The sequence below is a fragment of the Paraburkholderia diazotrophica genome, from assembly GCF_038900755.1.
Taxonomy (GTDB): Bacteria; Pseudomonadota; Gammaproteobacteria; order Burkholderiales; family Burkholderiaceae; genus Paraburkholderia; species Paraburkholderia diazotrophica_A.
The window spans coordinates 1,099,399-1,115,617 of record NZ_JBBPEN010000001.1 but is presented as its reverse complement, the minus strand read 5'-3'; the positions used below and the strand labels follow the sequence as shown (position 1 = coordinate 1,115,617).

Here is a 16,219-nt window from a genome sequence, read left to right as displayed (position 1 = left end):
ATTCACGCACAGCGCGTCTCGCAAGCGTGGCGAATTGCTGGATTCACGACGGCCGGCATGCATTGCCACCGGCCGCCGCGAGCTAACCGCACATCACTTGTAGAGAACAGCCGCGATCTTCGGATCGTCGATGTTGCCCTTGTCGTACCAGTAGAAGCCCGTGTCGATGCGCTTGGGCAGCTTCTTGCCCTGAAGCGCCTCGACGGCCGCCTGCACGGTGTCGTAACCGATGCCGATCGGATTCTGCGTGACGGCCCCCGCCTCGTCGCCGCTGCGGATCGCGTCGAGTTGCTTCTCGCCCGAATCGAAGCCGACCAGCACGATCTTGCCGTTCATCTTCATTTCACGGGCACCGTTGACGACGCCGATCGCCGATCCTTCGTTCGTGCCGAAAATGCCCTTCAGATGCGGATGCGCGGTGATGATCGACTTCGTAATGTCCGTCGACTTCAACTGATCTCCGCCGCCGTACTGAACCGTGACGACCTTGATCTTCGGGTACTTCGCCTTGATGCGCTCAACGAAGCCATCGCGACGGTCGATGCCCGTGCGGCTCGTCTGGTCGTGCGCCACGACGGCGACTTCGCCCTCGTTGCCGATCAGCGCGGCCATCTTGTCCGCTGCGACGGCTGCTGCCGCCTTGTTGTCGGTTGCGGCAGTCGAAAGCGGAATGTCGCTGTCGACACCCGAATCGAATCCGATCACAGGGATCTTCGCCGCCTGCGCCTTTTTCAACAGCGGCGTCGCGGCCTGGCTGTCGAGCGCCGCGAGACCGATCGCGGACGGCTTGCGCGCGAGCGTCGCCGACAGAATGTCGATCTGCTTGTCGACCATCGCCTCCGTTTCAGGGCCCTCGAACGACACCTTCACGTGCAGGTCCTGCCCCGCCTTCTCCGCGCCTTTCTTCACGGCTTGCCAGTACTGGTGCTGAAATCCCTTCGACACCAGCGCGACATACGGAACATCGGCCCATGCGCCCGTGGAAAATCCCAACGCCAGGCTCAGTCCGAGCGCCGCGCCGATCAGTTTCGGTTTGATCATCTACAAGTCTCCTCTATGGTTGAAAGTACGACACGCGACGATGCGCGCGCCGTCACCCGGTGCGAACGCGACGTAGGCCGACGTAGGCGATGCGTCGCGTCCGGCTTGACTCGCGGCTCGCCCGCCAGCGCATCGCGCAGCGGGACGGCTTCACTTGCCACTGCTGTTACCGCTGCTGTTACCGCGGCTCTTATCGCTGCTTCTTCCGGCGCAACATGTCGAGATACACGGCGGAGATGATGATCACGCCCGTCACGACGATCTGCCACTCCTGATCGACAGACATCACGCGCAAGCCGTTGACGAGCACGCTCATGATGAATGCGCCGATCATCGTGCCCGTGATCGTCCCCACGCCGCCCGACAGCGAGGTGCCGCCGATCACGACAGCCGCGATCGCATCGAGCTCGTAGCCCTGGCCGAGAGCGGGCTGAGCCGAATTGAGACGCGACGACATCACGAGCGCGGCAATGCCGCAGATTGCGCCGCCCATCGTGTAGACGGCGATCTTCCATCCGTCGACGTTGACGCCCGACAGCCGCACGGCTTCTTCGTTGCTGCCCAGCGCGAACGTATAGCGCCCGAAGAGCGTCTTGTTCAGCGCGACAGCGGCGAAGATGGCGAGACCGAACAGAATGAGCACCGAGTTCGGAATCGGCAGCGCGGGAATGAAGTTGCCGATCAGCGAATCCTGCGAAATGCTCGTGAATCCCGGCGTGTCGTTGAAGTAGATGGGCCGCGTTCCCGAGATGACGAGCGCAAGCCCTTTCATCAGCATCATCATGCCGAGCGTGGCGATGAACGGCGGGATGCGCAGCTTCGCAACCAGAACGCCCGACACAGCGCCGCTCAGCGCGCCGAAGCAGATCGCAGCCAGAATCCCGACATAAAGCGGCATGCCCCAGTTCGTCAGCACGACGCCTGTCATGACCGAGCAGAACGCCATCAGCGTGCCCACCGACAGGTCGATGCCGCCCGTGATGATCACGAACGTCGACGCAATCGCGAGCACGCCGTTCACGGCAGTGGCCTGCAGGATGCTGACGAGGTTGTCGACTTGCAGGAACTGCGGCGACGCAATGCCGAAGAAGATGATGAGCACGACGAGGCTCGCGAACGCGAGGAGCTTCTGGCGCGCGCCCGAATGAAACAGCCTGGCCGCGAGGCTCGCGGCATTGCGCTCGCGCGCGAGGGGCAGAGTCTGTTCGGCCGACGGGACGGGGTTAGGTGTGTTGGTCATAGTCATCCTGGTGAATTCATTCGGTAACGACAGGTTCGCGCTGCGTCGCGAGCTGCATGATTTTTTCCTGCGTGGCCTCGCCGGCCGGGAGTTCGCCCGTGATGCGGCCTTCGCACATGATCAGCACGCGATGACTCATGCGGAGAATCTCGGGCAACTCGGACGAGATCATCACGATGGCCTTCCCCTCCGCCGCGAGCGCATCGATCAGCTTGTAGATCTCGGTCTTCGCGCCGATATCGATGCCGCGCGTCGGTTCGTCGAAAAAGAGAATGTCGCAGTCGCGCAGCAGCCATTTGGCGATCACGATCTTCTGCTGGTTGCCGCCCGACAGCAGGCGCACCTGCTGATGCACGGACGGCGTCTTGATGCGCAACTGGCTGACGTATTGGTCGGCGGTGCGCTGAATCGCGGAATCGTCGAGAAACATGCGAAACGACGCGAACCGGCCCATGCTCGCAAGAGCGACGTTGCTCTTCACGTCCATGCCCGTCGCGAGCCCGAACTGCTTGCGATCCTCCGACAGATAGCCGATGCCGTGGCGCACGGCATCCTGCGTGGACCGGATCGCTACCTTCTTGCCATGCACGCGAATCTCGCCGCGCTCGACGGGATCGGCGCCGAAGACGGCGCGCGCGACTTCCGTGCGGCCCGCGCCCATCAGGCCCGCGAGGCCGAGCACTTCGCCCTTGCGCAGCGTAAAGCTGACGTCGCGGATCACCGAGCCGCGCGTGAGCCCGTTCACTTCGAGCGCGACCTCGCCGTTCGCGCGCTGCACGGGATGGCGCGGCGACGTGTCGAGCTGGCGGCCGACCATCATGCTGATGATCGTCTCCATCGGCGTCGTGTCCGCAGGGACGGTGCCGACATACTGACCATCGCGCATGACCGTGATACGGCCGGCAATATGCTTGAGCTCGTCCATCTTGTGCGAGATGTAGACGATGCCGACGCCGTTCGACTGAAGCTGTCGAATGATTCTGAACAGGTCGTCGATCTCGACGTTGTTCAGCGCGGCCGTCGGCTCGTCCATGATCAGCACGCGCGAATCGAACGACAGCGCCTTGGCGATCTCCACCATCTGCTGCTTCGCGACGGTGAGCTGGGAAACGGGCGTGCGCGGATCGAGCTTCAGATGCATGCGCTCGAAAATCCCAGCGGCCTTGCGATTGAGCGCGCGTTCGTCGATGAAGATGCCGCGGCGCGGCTCGCGCCCGATGTAGATGTTCTGCGCGGCGCTCAGGTGGTTCATCAGGTTCAGCTCCTGATGAACGATGCCGATGCCGAGTGCCTGCGCCGTGCGCGGATCGGGAATGTCGACGGGCCGGCCGTCGATCAGGATCTCCCCTTCGTCCTTCTGATAAACGCCCGACAGGACCTTCATCAACGTCGATTTGCCCGCGCCGTTCTCGCCCATCAACGCGTGCACTTCGCCAGGCAGCAACTCGAACTGGCAATTGTCGAGCGCGCGCACGCCAGGAAACGACTTGCTCAGATTGCGAATCGACACCAGCGCGCGACGAGGACGGTTGTCCTGTCGTGTTTCTGTCTCACTCATCTCTTCTCGTCCAGTTTTTGGGGCGCGCAGTCTCGACGCCGAACGTTCCAGCGAAACGTTTAGTGAAACGTTTCGGCGAGAATGTAGATGGCTCAGTTGTCCGTGTCAACACGGTCTTTGGCAATATCGGGTTAACCATGTCGCGCATGAAACGAAACGTTTCGCTAAACGCTTTACCAAGCGAATCGAAAGCGGATATGATTCGTTGACGCCCCATAAAAGGGCTGCGGTTCATGCTGCAAACGCGCGAAATCGACGCGCGCATGACGACCGCTGTTGCAATAGCGTGGCGACGTTTCCCCGTTCGACGACGGGCGGCGTCAGGTGCGGCAGCCCGCGATGGCGGGCATTCACTGATATCGGAAAACGACGTGGCATCAACGATGAAGGATGTAGCGCGCCTCGCGCAGGTCAGTCTCGCGACAGTCTCCGCGGTGCTGTCGGGCTCGGCCTATGTCAGCCCCGAGCTGACCGGCCGCGTGAAGAAGGCTGTCGCCGCGCTCGGCTATGCGCCCAATACCGTGGCGAGCAGCCTGAAGAAAGGCGCGACCCGGATCATTGGGCTCGTCGTCCCCGATGTCACGAACCCGTTTTTCACGGAGCTCGTCCATTCGGTGCAAAAGCGCGCGCGCGAGCAGGGCTACGCGGTCCTGCTATGCGACAGCGAACGCGATATCGAGCAGGAGCGCTCGTATCTGAAGATGCTTCGCGCGCATCTCGCGACGGGCACCATCATTTGCGCGGCAGGGCCCGACGCGTCATACAAGGACTTGCCCAATGACGTCGGCATCATGCCGATCGTCACGGTCGATCACATCATTCGCGCCGACGACTACGACTCGGTCGTCCTCGACAACGTCGCGGCATCGCGGATGATCATGCAGCACATCATCGGTCTCGGTCACACGCGCGTTGCGATCATCGCGGGGCAGCAGCATCTCGTGCCCGGCCGCGATCGTCTGGCCGGATTCGTCGAGGCATTGCGCGGCGCCGGTCTCGACGTGGTGCCCGAGTTCGTGCGGCACGGCGCGTTCAACGGCAACGATGCGTTCGACTGCGCGCACGCCCTCCTCGCGTTGCCCGAGCGTCCATCCGCGATCTTCGCGACCAACAACCAGATGCTGATCGGCGTGATGCGCGCGATCTCCGAGTCGGGCCTGTCGTGTCCACGCGATGTGTCGGTTGCCGCAATCGATGATTTCCCGTGGGCCGCCGCCTTCTCTCCCGCGCTGACAACCGTTCGTCAACCCGTCGATGCCATGGCCGAAGCCGCGTTCAACCTGCTGCTGGAGCGCATCGACGGGACGAACGCGGCGCCCAAGCATCTCGTGTTCGCACCCGAGCTGGTGATCCGGCAGTCGTGCGTCGCGCCGCCTGCGCCGAGCGGGCTTGCGCTTGCCGCACAAAAAGCGCTCGCGAAGCCCGCGGCGCGGCGAGCGAAAGCGAAAAGCACAGGCAAGGCACAGCTCTCCGACGCATGAAGCGGCATGAAGCGGCATGAATCCGCGCGCATAGGCGCACAGGCGCATACGCGCGGCGAGCGGGACCTATAACAACGTTGCGAGGCAATCCGTGAACAACAGGCACGCCCTGATTCCGTCGGGACCGTTGGGTTTCGGCGCGGCCCCATTGGGCAATCTCTTTGCACGCGTCAGCGAAGAAGCGGCTGAAGAGACATTGAGCGCGGCATGGGAAGCCGGCATGCGCTATTTCGATACCGCGCCGTTCTACGGCATGGGTCTGTCCGAACAGCGCCTCGGACGGGCGCTCGCGCATCGTGCGCGCGACGAATTCGTCGTCTCGACGAAAGTCGGGCGTCTGCTGATTCCCGATGCATCCGTTCCCGATGTCCAGCACGGCTATGTCGGCGCGCTGCCGTTTCGCGTCGAATTCGATTATTCGGCGCAAGGCGTGCTCCGTTCGATCGAAGAGAGTCTCAAGCGTCTTTCACTCGATCGCATCGATATCGTCTATATCCACGACGTCGCCGAAGATGCGCATGGTGACGACTGGCTGCGGCAATATCGTATCGCCGTCGAAGGCGCGATGCGGGCGCTGAGCGATCTGCGCGATCAGGGAGTGATCGGCGCATGGGGGCTCGGCGTCAATAGAGTCGAGCCATGCCTGATGACATTGAACGATGCAGACCCCGATGTGTTCCTGATCGCGGGACGGTACACGCTGCTCGACACATCGGCGCTCGATGCGTTGATCCCCGCTTGCGACGGGCGCGGCGTGCAACTGGTCGCGGGCGGTCCGTTCAACTCGGGGCTGCTTGTCGGCGGCACGACGTTCGAATATGCGGAGGCGCCGGCGGAGATGCTCGATAAGCGGCGCCGACTTCTCGCGCACTGCGAGCGCTTCGGCGTGGACCTGAAGGCGGCCGCGCTGCAGTTCACGCATGCGCCGCGAGCGGTCGCGTGCGTGATCGCGGGCGCGCGGAACGCGAGCGAGATCAGACAGAACTGCGCGGCAATGACCGAGCCGATTCCGTCGGCACTCTGGGCGGCGTTGAAGGCCGATGGGTTGATTCCCGCCGATGCGCCGGAGCCTCTTGCTTCGGGCGACGCGATCCACGCAACGACACGCGAGCCCGTCTGATCGCGAGGGCTGCGACGCGCTCTTCGCATGCGCGAAGATGAACAGACGCGGCGCCCTCACCAGGAACGCGCCGCTTCGTTGCCATCACGCGTGAGATTTCTCCGCGACCGAGCGCAAGATCGAAATGAACGCCTGCATCGGTTCCGACAGCGGCTCGTTCTTGCGGGTGACGATGCCGTAGTGCGGCATCGTCCGGCGGATCGGCACGTCCAGTCGCCCGAGCAACCCTTCGTCGACATACTTTTCGACGGCGGCACGCGGCTGAAGCGACAGCATGTCGGTCGTTTGCAACAGCGCCAGCGCCGAGAAGATCGACGGCGTCTCGACCATGCCCACCAGCGAACGGATTCCCGCAGCGGCGATGGTCTCCTCGAACAGATGCCGGATAGCCGTCGCGGGCGGATACAGAATCCACGGCCACCCGGCGAGATCGGCCACTTCGGGCCGCGCGTGTTCCAGCAGCGGATGGCGCTTGCCGCACACGACCCACACCGGCTCCAGCGACAGCTTCTCGAAATCGAACAGCGCCTGATGATGCGGCTCGGTCAGGCGCCCGACCATGATGTCGATCTTCCTCTCCTCGAGCCAGACGACCAGCTGATCGCTGCTCTGCTCGACGAGCCGGATTCGCAACAGCGGTCGCTTGCGCAGGATATCCCGCATCGCCTCGGCCACCACGCCGGCCGCCGACGCCGAGATCGCGCCGACCGTCAGATGACCGTGGCCACCCAACCGCAGCGCATCCAGTTCGTTCACGAACTTGCCGAGATCGGCGACGGCAGCGCCCGCGTAGCGCAACGCGAACGTCCCGAGTTCGGTGGGACGCATCTCGCGAGGCAGGCGCTCGAACAGCCGCGCGCCCAATATGGCCTCCGTGTCGCCGAGTATCTTGGTCGCGGCGGGCTGCGTGATGTGCATCTGCTCGGCGGCAATGCGCAGGTTGCGCGTGCGCCCGAGAATGTCGAGCAGTTGCAGGTGTCGGAAGCGCAATCGGGTCAACACGGACACCGACGGAACGGCTGAAGCGGGATGTTTGGCCATACAGGTAAACCACGCCTTACTCATAACGAAACGGAATCGATATTACCGAATAATCGATTGGATGTTTATGGGAGCCGCGCGTACCGTTGCACCTTGGCTTTGGACCCTACTGGTACGGTACGCCGCCACGATGCTGGCGGGCGACCGGGCGGCAACAAGAATCCATGGAGATAACGATGACTACCCCGCTAGTGCTGAACGCCCGAGACACGCTTCCCGACGACGGCTTCAAGGGCACGCTGGTCGGACGCGCATGGCTGCCGCCGACCGACACGACGCCGGGTGGCCCGGCCGTGGTCGTGCTGCGTGCCGATGGCGTTTTCGACATTTCCGACGTCGCGCCGACCATGAGCAGCCTGCTCGAACACGACGACCCGGTGGCCACGGTGCGCAATGCCGCTGGCCGCTGGATCGGCAGTCTCGAGTCGATCCTCGCGGGCGCGCCCGCCAGCACGGGCGATGCCGGCAGCGACTCGCGCGCGCATCTGCTCGCGCCTTGCGATCTCCAGGTCATCAAGGCGGCGGGCGTCACGTTTGCGGGCAGCCTGATCGAGCGCGTGATCGAAGAACAGACCAAGGGCGATCCGGCAGGCGCCGCGCAGATTCGCGCGAACATCCAGGCGCTCGTCGGCGACAGTCTCGCCAGCCTTCGCCCGGACTCGACGGAAGCGCGCGAACTCAAGGCGCTGCTGATCGCGCAAGGCATGTGGTCGCAATACCTCGAAGTGGGCATCGGCCCCGATGCGGAGGTCTTCACGAAGGCGCCCGTGCTGTCCGCGCTGGGCACGGGTACGGAGATCGGCTTGCATCCGAAGTCCGAGTGGAACAATCCCGAGCCGGAAGTGGTGCTCGCGATCAACAGCCGTGGCCAGGTGCTGGGCGCGACGCTCGGCAACGACGTCAACCTGCGCGACTTCGAAGGCCGCAGCGCGCTGCTGCTCGGCAAGGCGAAGGACAACAACGGGTCGACCGCCATCGGTCCGTTTCTGCGTCTTTTCGACGAGAGCTTTTCGATCGATCACGTGCGGCAAGCGGAAATCGGCTTGCGTGTCGAAGGCGAAGACGGCTTCGTGCTGGTCGGCACGAGCTCGATGAACCAGATCACGCGCGATCCGCTCGATCTCGTCGCGCAGACGATCGGCGCGATCCATCAGTATCCCGATGGCGCGATGCTGTTTCTCGGCACGCTGTTTGCGCCCGTCGAAGACCGCGATGCGCCCGGCGGCGGCTTCACCCACAAGGAAGGCGACATCGTGCGGATCGCCACGCCGTCGCTCGGCACCCTTGTGAACCGCGTCGGCCGCAGCGACCGTATCGCGCCGTGGCAGTTCGGCGCGCGCGCGCTGATCAATAACCTCGCGCAGCGAGGGCTGCTCGGCAAGCCGCTCTGAACCAGGCCCTGCTACTCGCGATACGCGATACGCAATACGCGATAAGCGCCGCTCGCGTTTCAATGTGCGTCCCACCGACCGCGCGCGTCGGTGGACGGATCGATACGCATGACGTAGCCATGCACGGCAACCATCGTGCATGACACGGGAGACAAACAATGCAGACCCAGGCTTCAAACCACGACGCGCTCGCCAGCGCCATCAAGAAAGCGCGCAACCGGCTGGCGCCGTTCCTCGCGCTGATGTTCGCGCTGTCGATGCTCGACCGTTCGAACGTCGGCTTCGTCAAGCAGGCGCTGATGGTCGACGCGAACATCGGCGATGCCGCGTATGCGCTCGGCGCCGGCATCTTCTTCATCGGCTACGCGGTGTTCGAGATTCCCAGCAACCTCATCATGCATCGCGTGGGCGCAAAGGTCTGGATGAGCCGGATCATGGTGACGTGGGGCCTCGCGTCGGCGGCGATGATGTTCGTCCACAACGAAACGTCGTTCTACGTGCTGCGCTTCATTCTCGGCGTGGCCGAGGCCGGCTTTTCTCCGGGCGTCATCCTGTACTCGACCTATTGGTTTCCGGCAAGCCAGCGCGGCAAGGCGCTCGGCGTGTATTACTTCGGCCTGCCGCTCGCGCTCGTGCTGGGCAGCCCGCTCTCCGGTCTGTTGCTCGACGTGATGGGCGGTCAGCTCGGGCTGCACAACTGGCAATGGATGTTCATCATCGAAGGGATCGCGGCGACGGTGGTCGGCGTCATCGCGTTTTTCTATCTCGTCAGCAAGCCGCGCCACGCAAGCTGGCTGAGCGCCGACGAAAAGGCCGCGCTCGAAGCAGCTATCGCAGCCGAAGACCGTCACAAGGTCGCCCACGGTCCCGCGAGCGCGCTCGCGGCGCTGCGCAACTGGCACGTGATGCGCTTCGTCGCGATCTACTTTGCGATTCAGGTCAGCGTCTACGGCGTCATCTTCTATCTGCCGACCCGCCTTTCCGAATTGACGGGCACAGCCGTCGGCCTGAAGGTCGGTCTGCTGACCGCGATTCCCTGGCTGTGCGCGCTGATCGCGCTGCGCGTCGTGACGGGAATCGCCGACGCGAGCGGCAAGCACCGGCAATTCGCGATCGCGATGCTCTTGATGGCCGCGACGGGCATCGCGCTGTCGACGCTCGGACACGAACTCGTTCCCGTGCTGCTGGCCTTCTGCGTTGCTGCGATTGGCTTCGTGGTCGTGCAACCGCTGTTCTGGACGCTGCCGACGGCTTATTTGAGCGGAACAGCAGCCGCGAGCGGCATCGCGCTGATCGGCGCGCTCGGCAATCTCGGCGGCTTTCTCGCGCCGACGCTGAAGACGGCAGTCGAATCCAGCTTCCATAGCCAGCGAGCCGGCATGCTTGCGCTGGCAATTGCGGGCGGCTGCGGCGTGCTCTTGTTGTTGAGCATCGGCGCAGCGGCGCAACGTTCGTTCGCGATCAAGCAGCGTTCGTCCGGCTCCGAGACGGCATGACGGCCGCGCTCTACCTACAGACTCTACTTTTACGTTTTGATTCGATGATTCTTGGACATCACTACATCGCCGGAGAGCGCCACGCGGCCGGCACGCCGTTGCACAGCATCGATGCGATCACGGGCGAGCGTTATCCCGTCATCTTCTACGAGGCAACGCAAGCCGAAGTGAGCGCGGCAGCGCAGGCGGCGCAGCAGGCGTTCGCCACCTTTCGCGCGACGAGCCCGATTGTGCGCGCCGCGCTGCTCGAAGCGATCGCCGATGAAATCGACGCGCTGGACGCGTCGTTCATCGCCGAGGCGAATCGCGAGACGGCATTGCCCGTCGCGCGTCTGGAAGGAGAGCGCAAGCGCACGAGCAATCAGTTGCGGATGTTTGCCGCCACGGTTCGTCGCGGAGATTTTCTCGATGTTCGTATCGATCGCGCCCAGCCGGATCGCACGCCGCTGCCGCGTCCCGATCTGCGGCAATATCGCGTTGCCGTGGGCCCGGTGGCCGTTTTCGGCGCCAGCAATTTTCCGATCGCCTTTTCCGTCGCGGGCGGCGATACGGCATCGGCGCTCGCGGCCGGTTGTCCCGTCGTCGTCAAGGCGCATCCCGGCCATATGGTGACGTCCGAACTCGTCGCCGATGCGATCGTGCGCGCAGTCGCGAAGTCGGGACTTCCGACCGGCATCTTCAATATGGTCTACGGTACAGCCGCGACGGGCGCGGCGCTGGTGAAGGCGCCGCAGATCAAGGCTGTCGGCTTCACCGGCTCGCTCGCTGCGGGCCGCGCGCTCTTCGATCTCGCACAGGCGCGGCGCGAGCCGATCCCCGTCTTCGCGGAGATGTCCAGCGTGAACCCCGTCTTCCTGCTGCCTTCGGCGCTCGCCGAGCGTGGCGCGCAGATCGCGCGGGAACTGGCGGCATCCGTCACGTTCGGCTGCGGGCAGCTCTGCACGAATCCCGGTCTGGTGCTGGGCGTGCGCTCGCCGGCCTTCGATACGTTCAAGGCGGCGTTGCGCAACGCGCTCGAACAGACCGCGCCGCAACCGATGCTCGGCGCAGGCATTCGCGAGAACTTCAGGCGCGGCGTGGCAGGGCTGCGTGCGCTGCCGGGTGTCGAAGAACTGCTGGCAGGCGGGCGGGAAGCCGGGCAGGATGAGCGCGTCGGCGGACATCTTTTCATTGCCGGGCGCGACGCATTGCTCGACGGCGACGCGCTCGAAGAAGAAGTATTCGGTCCTTCGACGATACTGGTCGAACTCGACGACGAGCGCGATTTCCTCGCGTTCGCCGACAAGATGCAAGGCCAGTTGACCGCGACGGTGCTCGCGAACGGGGCCGATCTCGCGCAGCAAGCGGGATTGCTCGCGGCGCTGGAGACCAAGGTCGGACGACTGCTGTTCAACGGCTATCCGACGGGCGTGGAAGTGAGCGATGCAATTGTCCACGGCGGGCCTTATCCTGCTACGACGGATGCGCGCGGCACGTCGGTGGGCAGCGCAGCCATCGAGCGCTTCCTGCGCCCGGTGTGCTACCAGAACTATCCCGACGCCAGCCTGCCTCCCGCTTTGCGCGATGCGAATCCGTGGAACCTGCCACGCCTCGTCGACGGCATCGCGACACGCGCCGCCGCGCCCGTCGACACCTGCACGGAGACTATCTGATGCCTACGACCACGGAATTCGAAGCGGGAACGCCTGCCGCTCCTGCCTCCTCATCGACAGATGCGATCATCCGGCTGCATCCCGCTGACGATGTGGTGATCGCGCGGCATCAACTCGTTGCGGGCATGCGTCTGAGCGATGGCGTCACGGTGCGCGGCCTGATTCCCGCCGGGCACAAGGTAGCGGCGCGCGCTCTCGAAACCGGCGCGCCTCTTCGACGCTACGGGCAGATTATCGGATTCGCGACGCGCGCCATCGCGCCGGGCGAGCACGTGCACACGCATAACCTCGCGATCGGTGCGTTCGAACGGGACTATGCATTCGGCGCCGACATCCGGCCGACCGCGCGCGTGAGGCCGTCCGCACAATTTCAGGGCATCGTCCGCAGCGATGGCCGCGTGGCCACGCGCAACTACATCGGCATACTGACGTCGGTGAACTGCTCGGCCACGGCTGCGCGCGCGATCGCCGATCATTTCCGGCGCGACATCAACCCGCGGGCGCTCGCCGACTATCCGAACGTCGATGGCGTCGTGGCCCTCACGCACGGCCAGGGCTGCGCAGTCGACGCGAACGGCGAAGCGCTCGACGTGCTTCGGCGCACGATCGGCGGCTATGCGCGCCATCCGAACTTTGCGGCCGTGCTGATCGTGGGCCTGGGCTGCGAGACGAACCAGATCGACGGACTGATGCAGGGGCAAGGCCTGGAGGGAGGCGCGTCGCTGAAGACGCTGACGATCCAGAGCAGCGGCGGCACCGCGCGCACCGTCGCCGCAGGCATCGAGCAGATCGAGGCCATGCTCGCCGACGCGAATCGGGTACGGCGTCAACCCGTCGACGCGAGGCATCTGGTCGTGGGTCTGCAATGCGGCGGCTCCGATGGCTACTCGGGCATCAGCGCGAATCCCGCGTTGGGCGCAGCCGTGGACCGGCTCGTCGCGCATGGCGGCACGGCCATTCTTTCGGAGACGCCCGAGATCTACGGCGCCGAGCATCTGCTCACGCGCCGCGCCGTCTCGCCAGCGGTGGGCGAGAAGCTGATCGCCCGCATCCGCTGGTGGGAAGCGTACTGCGCGCGAATGGACGCGAGTCTCGACAACAATCCGTCGGCGGGCAACAAGGCGGGCGGCCTCACGACGATCCTCGAAAAATCGCTCGGCGCAGTGGCCAAGGGCGGCACGACGAATCTCGTCGACGTGTACAACTATGCCGAGCCAGTCGATGCGCACGGACTCGTGTTCATGGACACACCCGGCTACGACCCCGTCTCCGCGACGGGACAGGTCGCGGGCGGCGCGAACCTGATCTGCTTTACGACGGGACGCGGATCGGCTTACGGATGCGCGCCGTCGCCATCATTGAAGCTCGGGACCAACACGGCACTCTGGCAGCGGCAGCAGGAAGATATCGATCTGAACTGCGGCGCGGTCATCGACGGCACGCGCAGCGTCGACGAGTTGGGCGAAGAGATTTTCAAGTTGATGCTGGCAACCGCTTCCGGCGAAAAGTCGAAAAGCGAACTGCACGGCTACGGACAGAACGAGTTCGTGCCGTGGCAATTGGGGGCGATCACCTGAGTTTGGCTGATTTGTTTTTATCGGCATTCGGAATGCTGTCCGAATGCCGATCGAATCCCGGTTTATCGAATAGCACGAGGTGAATTGAAAATGCTAAAGGGAATCTCTCCGCTATTGTCGCCGGATCTGCTCTTCACGCTTGCATCGATGGGTCACGGCGATGAGATCGCGCTCGTCGATGCCAACTTCCCCGCTGCTTCTCATGCGCGTCAGTTGATCCGGTTGCCGTCTTGCACATCGGCGGAACTCGCGAACGAGGTGCTGCGCCTTTTTCCGTTAGACGAGGCAGTACCTCGCGCCGCCTGGATCATGACGCCGATCGACCCGTTGCCCGCGCCTCCGCCCGCAACGCTCGACCTTCAGCGCGTGTTGAAATCCCACGGATATCCCGAAGCCGACGGGCTAGCGCGCAATGAGTTCTACGCGCGCGCGAGAGCCGGCTTTGCAATCGTGCAGACGGGAGAAACGCGACCCTACGGCAATCTGCTGCTCAAGAAAGGGGTCGTGCCGCCCGTGGCCGTTTGAATCTTCGCCGGTTCGCGGGCCAGCCGTAGAACCCACGTCGCCAGAAATTTGAACGGCAGCCTGCTGCTAGGCCTCAAGCATGGCGGATATCACACGGAGGCCGCGGCATCGGCTCTTCGTCGACGAATGCAGTACCGCACTTCACGGCAAAAGCGAACGCTGATTGCCGGTTCGCAAAATGCCCCAGATCGCCGAGCGACGTGAGCTCGCCATCCTCCTCAAGAATGGATACGCGCGCAACAAAAGTATTGCCGCTTCTTGCAACCGCCGGTTGTATCGCTACACCGTGGTGATAGAAGTGCATAAGATCTCCTGATAAAGTCAAACATCTCCATTCAAGCTCACACCATTCGGCTCAATAGCTTCGCTTCGGCGCCTGCGAAACAGTCGCCCGCCAATGACGAACCAATAAAGAACACGTTAGTAGAACCTGGATGTAGCGATTCGCATGCGGACGCTGCACATCTAAGGCGAACGTCCCACTTCGGATGGTGCACGAAAACCAATGATGCGCGCCGCAGGTGGCACGCACATGACGGGTAATTTTCAGGTACTCAAGCGAGATCGATTCGCTCGCCCCTCTGCAGAACGCATCGCGCGAACGACGAATGGCAATACGCCCGCCAGACCGCCTTGCGAGATGATTCCGCAGATAAGGTTCCAGTTCCGCGCGAGCTTAGTGTTTTCGCGCAATAGCCTTAACGACCGAAACCGCATGCAGCGTACGACGGGGACGCTGCACTTCAGACGCCAGTTTTTCCAGTGCTGCCAGCTGACGCTCCAGAAGCGTATCCAGTTCTTCGCGACTAAGGCTGGTCTGTTCGGGGGCCGCCTTAACCAGCATCAGAGTAGCGAATTCGTGAGGGCTCAGCATGTTTGTCTCGCTCCGTATTATCTGGATTAAACGTTGCCTGCAAGCATTAATTACCCGTTGATGCAAAGGCCGTTTGATATTTCAGTAGATTGTTCCAGTCTGTTATGGTCCGGCCTGTGAATCCGGTAGCATCAGGCCAGGCCCCAAATGTTAAATCGAATTTCGGCACGCTTCCGCATGAAAATAATGCATTAGAACGACATCGTTGATAGAGCGTGTTTTGTCATACGAAGATCTGCTGCGACGGCCCTCGCGAGGCGCCTTCCGGGTAGATCCGCAACTCGATCTATTTCAGATTCAAATGAAGTACATCGATTCCGGTTCGCTTGTTTAGGTTGAGTTAATTCTTTCCTTTTGGAATTTCCCGTAAAGCTCTAATGACTCTATCGCTCTAAATCTGCGAGCTTTGTTGGATCAGACCAGACAGCGAACCGCAAAGTGTTAGCCGTCAGCCAGACATCGGCACACATCGGGTTCGTCGTAAGAAGTTGCGAACGAGCGCGAATCTTCTTTGTTTTCCACTGCTTACGATCGCTCGCAAGCCAGACACATCCGTCTTGGCACAACCCGTGCCTTCTCAGCGATGGGCGCGGCAACGACCGGTTCCCTGCTTTCGCTGCGGCGTCAGCGATATTGCCTGCATTCCAGCCATGGTCTTGTTCGTTCGAGCCTCTCTGCCTGCGCGCGGCGGGCATTTGCATCATCCCACCAACGTTGAATAGCGCGACCCAATGATCGTCATCCGGCTACATTCGGGGATTCAATTATCAACTTAGGAATACCTATGAATACGAAACTTATCGCCACTCTTCTGATTGCAAGCTCCGCCTCGTTGGCCGCACCCGCCTTCGCGAGCGGCTATGGCCCCGCGCCGTACTATCGCCCCGATGACGGCGGACCTGCATCGCAACGCGGTCAAAGCGCTCAAACGTTATCCGTGGAAGAAGCCCAGGCACGCATGCTGGACGAACGCCATAGCGGTGTCGGCGGGGACGAAGCCGCCAGATACGAATCGGGTGGCCCTTCGATGGCCGATAACGCCAACCCGATGTATCGCGGCAACTGATCAGCCGGTCGCGGGGCGCGGGTCGGCCAGCGCCCCGCCGCATCACACCACACCGCACCGCGATCGTCACTTCGCGTCCGGCCACCGATCGTCGACGCCTGCGCGAAGCGTGGCCTCCTTCCCTGCAATCCCCTCTTGTCGAAACCCCGCTTCGGGC

At 63.1% G+C, this 16,219-nt stretch carries 14 protein-coding genes; 8 read left to right on the top strand and 6 right to left on the bottom strand.

The window, feature by feature from the left end:
• Positions 1-93: 93 nt before the first annotated feature.
• The 3 genes from AABE10_RS05175 to AABE10_RS05165 all read right to left on the bottom strand — a co-directional run bounded on the left by AABE10_RS05175 (position 94) and on the right by AABE10_RS05165 (position 3,839).
• Positions 94-1,041, bottom strand: coding sequence for an ABC transporter substrate-binding protein (locus tag AABE10_RS05175; protein WP_342932182.1), 948 nt, complete (start codon positions 1,039-1,041; stop codon positions 94-96).
• A gap of 190 nt (positions 1,042-1,231) precedes the next feature.
• Positions 1,232-2,281 (bottom strand): ABC transporter permease, encoded by a 1,050-nt coding sequence (locus AABE10_RS05170; RefSeq protein WP_342932181.1) that lies wholly within the window; start codon positions 2,279-2,281, stop codon positions 1,232-1,234.
• A gap of 16 nt (positions 2,282-2,297) precedes the next feature.
• Complete coding sequence (locus tag AABE10_RS05165; protein WP_342932180.1) at positions 2,298-3,839, bottom strand: sugar ABC transporter ATP-binding protein; 1,542 nt, start codon at positions 3,837-3,839, stop codon at positions 2,298-2,300.
• Between the two features lie 371 nt (positions 3,840-4,210).
• Here AABE10_RS05165 and AABE10_RS05160 point away from each other — a divergent pair, with 371 nt between their 5' ends.
• Positions 4,211-5,320: a LacI family DNA-binding transcriptional regulator gene (locus AABE10_RS05160; RefSeq protein ID WP_342932179.1), complete on the top strand. Its 1,110-nt coding sequence runs from the start codon at positions 4,211-4,213 to the stop codon at positions 5,318-5,320.
• A 91-nt stretch (positions 5,321-5,411) separates the two neighbouring features.
• On the top strand, positions 5,412-6,440 hold the full coding sequence (locus AABE10_RS05155; RefSeq protein ID WP_342932178.1) for an aldo/keto reductase: 1,029 nt from the start codon (positions 5,412-5,414) through the stop codon (positions 6,438-6,440).
• Between the two features lie 84 nt (positions 6,441-6,524).
• Here the strand turns inward: AABE10_RS05155 and AABE10_RS05150 are convergent, their stop codons facing one another.
• Positions 6,525-7,481: a LysR substrate-binding domain-containing protein gene (locus AABE10_RS05150; protein WP_342932177.1), complete on the bottom strand. Its 957-nt coding sequence runs from the start codon at positions 7,479-7,481 to the stop codon at positions 6,525-6,527.
• A gap of 176 nt (positions 7,482-7,657) precedes the next feature.
• Here AABE10_RS05150 and AABE10_RS05145 point away from each other — a divergent pair, with 176 nt between their 5' ends.
• The 5 genes from AABE10_RS05145 to AABE10_RS05125 all read left to right on the top strand — a co-directional run bounded on the left by AABE10_RS05145 (position 7,658) and on the right by AABE10_RS05125 (position 14,122).
• Positions 7,658-8,872 carry a fumarylacetoacetate hydrolase family protein gene (locus AABE10_RS05145; RefSeq protein ID WP_342932176.1) on the top strand — a complete coding sequence of 405 codons (1,215 nt, stop codon included), beginning with the start codon at positions 7,658-7,660 and terminating at the stop codon, positions 8,870-8,872.
• A 158-nt stretch (positions 8,873-9,030) separates the two neighbouring features.
• The gene (locus AABE10_RS05140; protein WP_342932175.1) at positions 9,031-10,368 is read left to right on the top strand and encodes an MFS transporter; all 1,338 of its coding nucleotides are present in this window, start codon (positions 9,031-9,033) and stop codon (positions 10,366-10,368) included.
• Between the two features lie 44 nt (positions 10,369-10,412).
• Complete coding sequence (locus AABE10_RS05135; protein ID WP_342932174.1) at positions 10,413-12,020, top strand: aldehyde dehydrogenase (NADP(+)); 1,608 nt, start codon at positions 10,413-10,415, stop codon at positions 12,018-12,020.
• On the top strand, positions 12,020-13,597 hold the full coding sequence (locus tag AABE10_RS05130; RefSeq protein ID WP_342932173.1) for an altronate dehydratase family protein: 1,578 nt from the start codon (positions 12,020-12,022) through the stop codon (positions 13,595-13,597). The genes AABE10_RS05135 and AABE10_RS05130 overlap by 1 nt, the downstream gene beginning before the upstream one ends.
• Positions 13,598-13,687: 90 nt before the next feature.
• Positions 13,688-14,122 (top strand): RbsD/FucU family protein, encoded by a 435-nt coding sequence (locus tag AABE10_RS05125; RefSeq protein ID WP_342932172.1) that lies wholly within the window; start codon positions 13,688-13,690, stop codon positions 14,120-14,122.
• A gap of 73 nt (positions 14,123-14,195) precedes the next feature.
• Here the strand turns inward: AABE10_RS05125 and AABE10_RS05120 are convergent, their stop codons facing one another.
• Positions 14,196-14,426, bottom strand: a complete 231-nt coding sequence (locus AABE10_RS05120) for a hypothetical protein (protein WP_090868227.1) — start codon at positions 14,424-14,426, stop codon at positions 14,196-14,198.
• A gap of 372 nt (positions 14,427-14,798) precedes the next feature.
• On the bottom strand, positions 14,799-14,996 hold the full coding sequence (locus AABE10_RS05115; RefSeq protein WP_342932171.1) for a hypothetical protein: 198 nt from the start codon (positions 14,994-14,996) through the stop codon (positions 14,799-14,801).
• 784 nt (positions 14,997-15,780) lie between these two features.
• On the opposite strand from AABE10_RS05115, the gene AABE10_RS05110 reads away from it, so the two are divergent.
• Positions 15,781-16,062: a hypothetical protein gene (locus AABE10_RS05110; RefSeq protein ID WP_342932170.1), complete on the top strand. Its 282-nt coding sequence runs from the start codon at positions 15,781-15,783 to the stop codon at positions 16,060-16,062.
• Positions 16,063-16,219 lie beyond the last annotated feature (157 nt).

What these genes read in the sequence shown, in the direction of transcription:
- AABE10_RS05175 (WP_342932182.1), bottom strand. Translation starts at nt 1,041, where the DNA reads ATGATCAAACCGAAACTGATCGGCGCGGCGCTCGGACTGAGCCTGGCG.
- AABE10_RS05170 (WP_342932181.1), bottom strand. Translation starts at nt 2,281, where the DNA reads ATGACCAACACACCTAACCCCGTCCCGTCGGCCGAACAGACTCTGCCC.
- AABE10_RS05135 (WP_342932174.1), top strand. Translation starts at nt 10,413, where the DNA reads ATGATTCTTGGACATCACTACATCGCCGGAGAGCGCCACGCGGCCGGC.
- AABE10_RS05165 (WP_342932180.1), bottom strand. Translation starts at nt 3,839, where the DNA reads ATGAGTGAGACAGAAACACGACAGGACAACCGTCCTCGTCGCGCGCTG.
- AABE10_RS05125 (WP_342932172.1), top strand. Translation starts at nt 13,688, where the DNA reads ATGCTAAAGGGAATCTCTCCGCTATTGTCGCCGGATCTGCTCTTCACG.
- AABE10_RS05110 (WP_342932170.1), top strand. Translation starts at nt 15,781, where the DNA reads ATGAATACGAAACTTATCGCCACTCTTCTGATTGCAAGCTCCGCCTCG.
- AABE10_RS05145 (WP_342932176.1), top strand. Translation starts at nt 7,658, where the DNA reads ATGACTACCCCGCTAGTGCTGAACGCCCGAGACACGCTTCCCGACGAC.
- AABE10_RS05115 (WP_342932171.1), bottom strand. Translation starts at nt 14,996, where the DNA reads ATGCTGAGCCCTCACGAATTCGCTACTCTGATGCTGGTTAAGGCGGCC.
- AABE10_RS05120 (WP_090868227.1), bottom strand. Translation starts at nt 14,426, where the DNA reads ATGCACTTCTATCACCACGGTGTAGCGATACAACCGGCGGTTGCAAGA.
- AABE10_RS05130 (WP_342932173.1), top strand. Translation starts at nt 12,020, where the DNA reads ATGCCTACGACCACGGAATTCGAAGCGGGAACGCCTGCCGCTCCTGCC.
- AABE10_RS05140 (WP_342932175.1), top strand. Translation starts at nt 9,031, where the DNA reads ATGCAGACCCAGGCTTCAAACCACGACGCGCTCGCCAGCGCCATCAAG.
- AABE10_RS05150 (WP_342932177.1), bottom strand. Translation starts at nt 7,481, where the DNA reads ATGGCCAAACATCCCGCTTCAGCCGTTCCGTCGGTGTCCGTGTTGACC.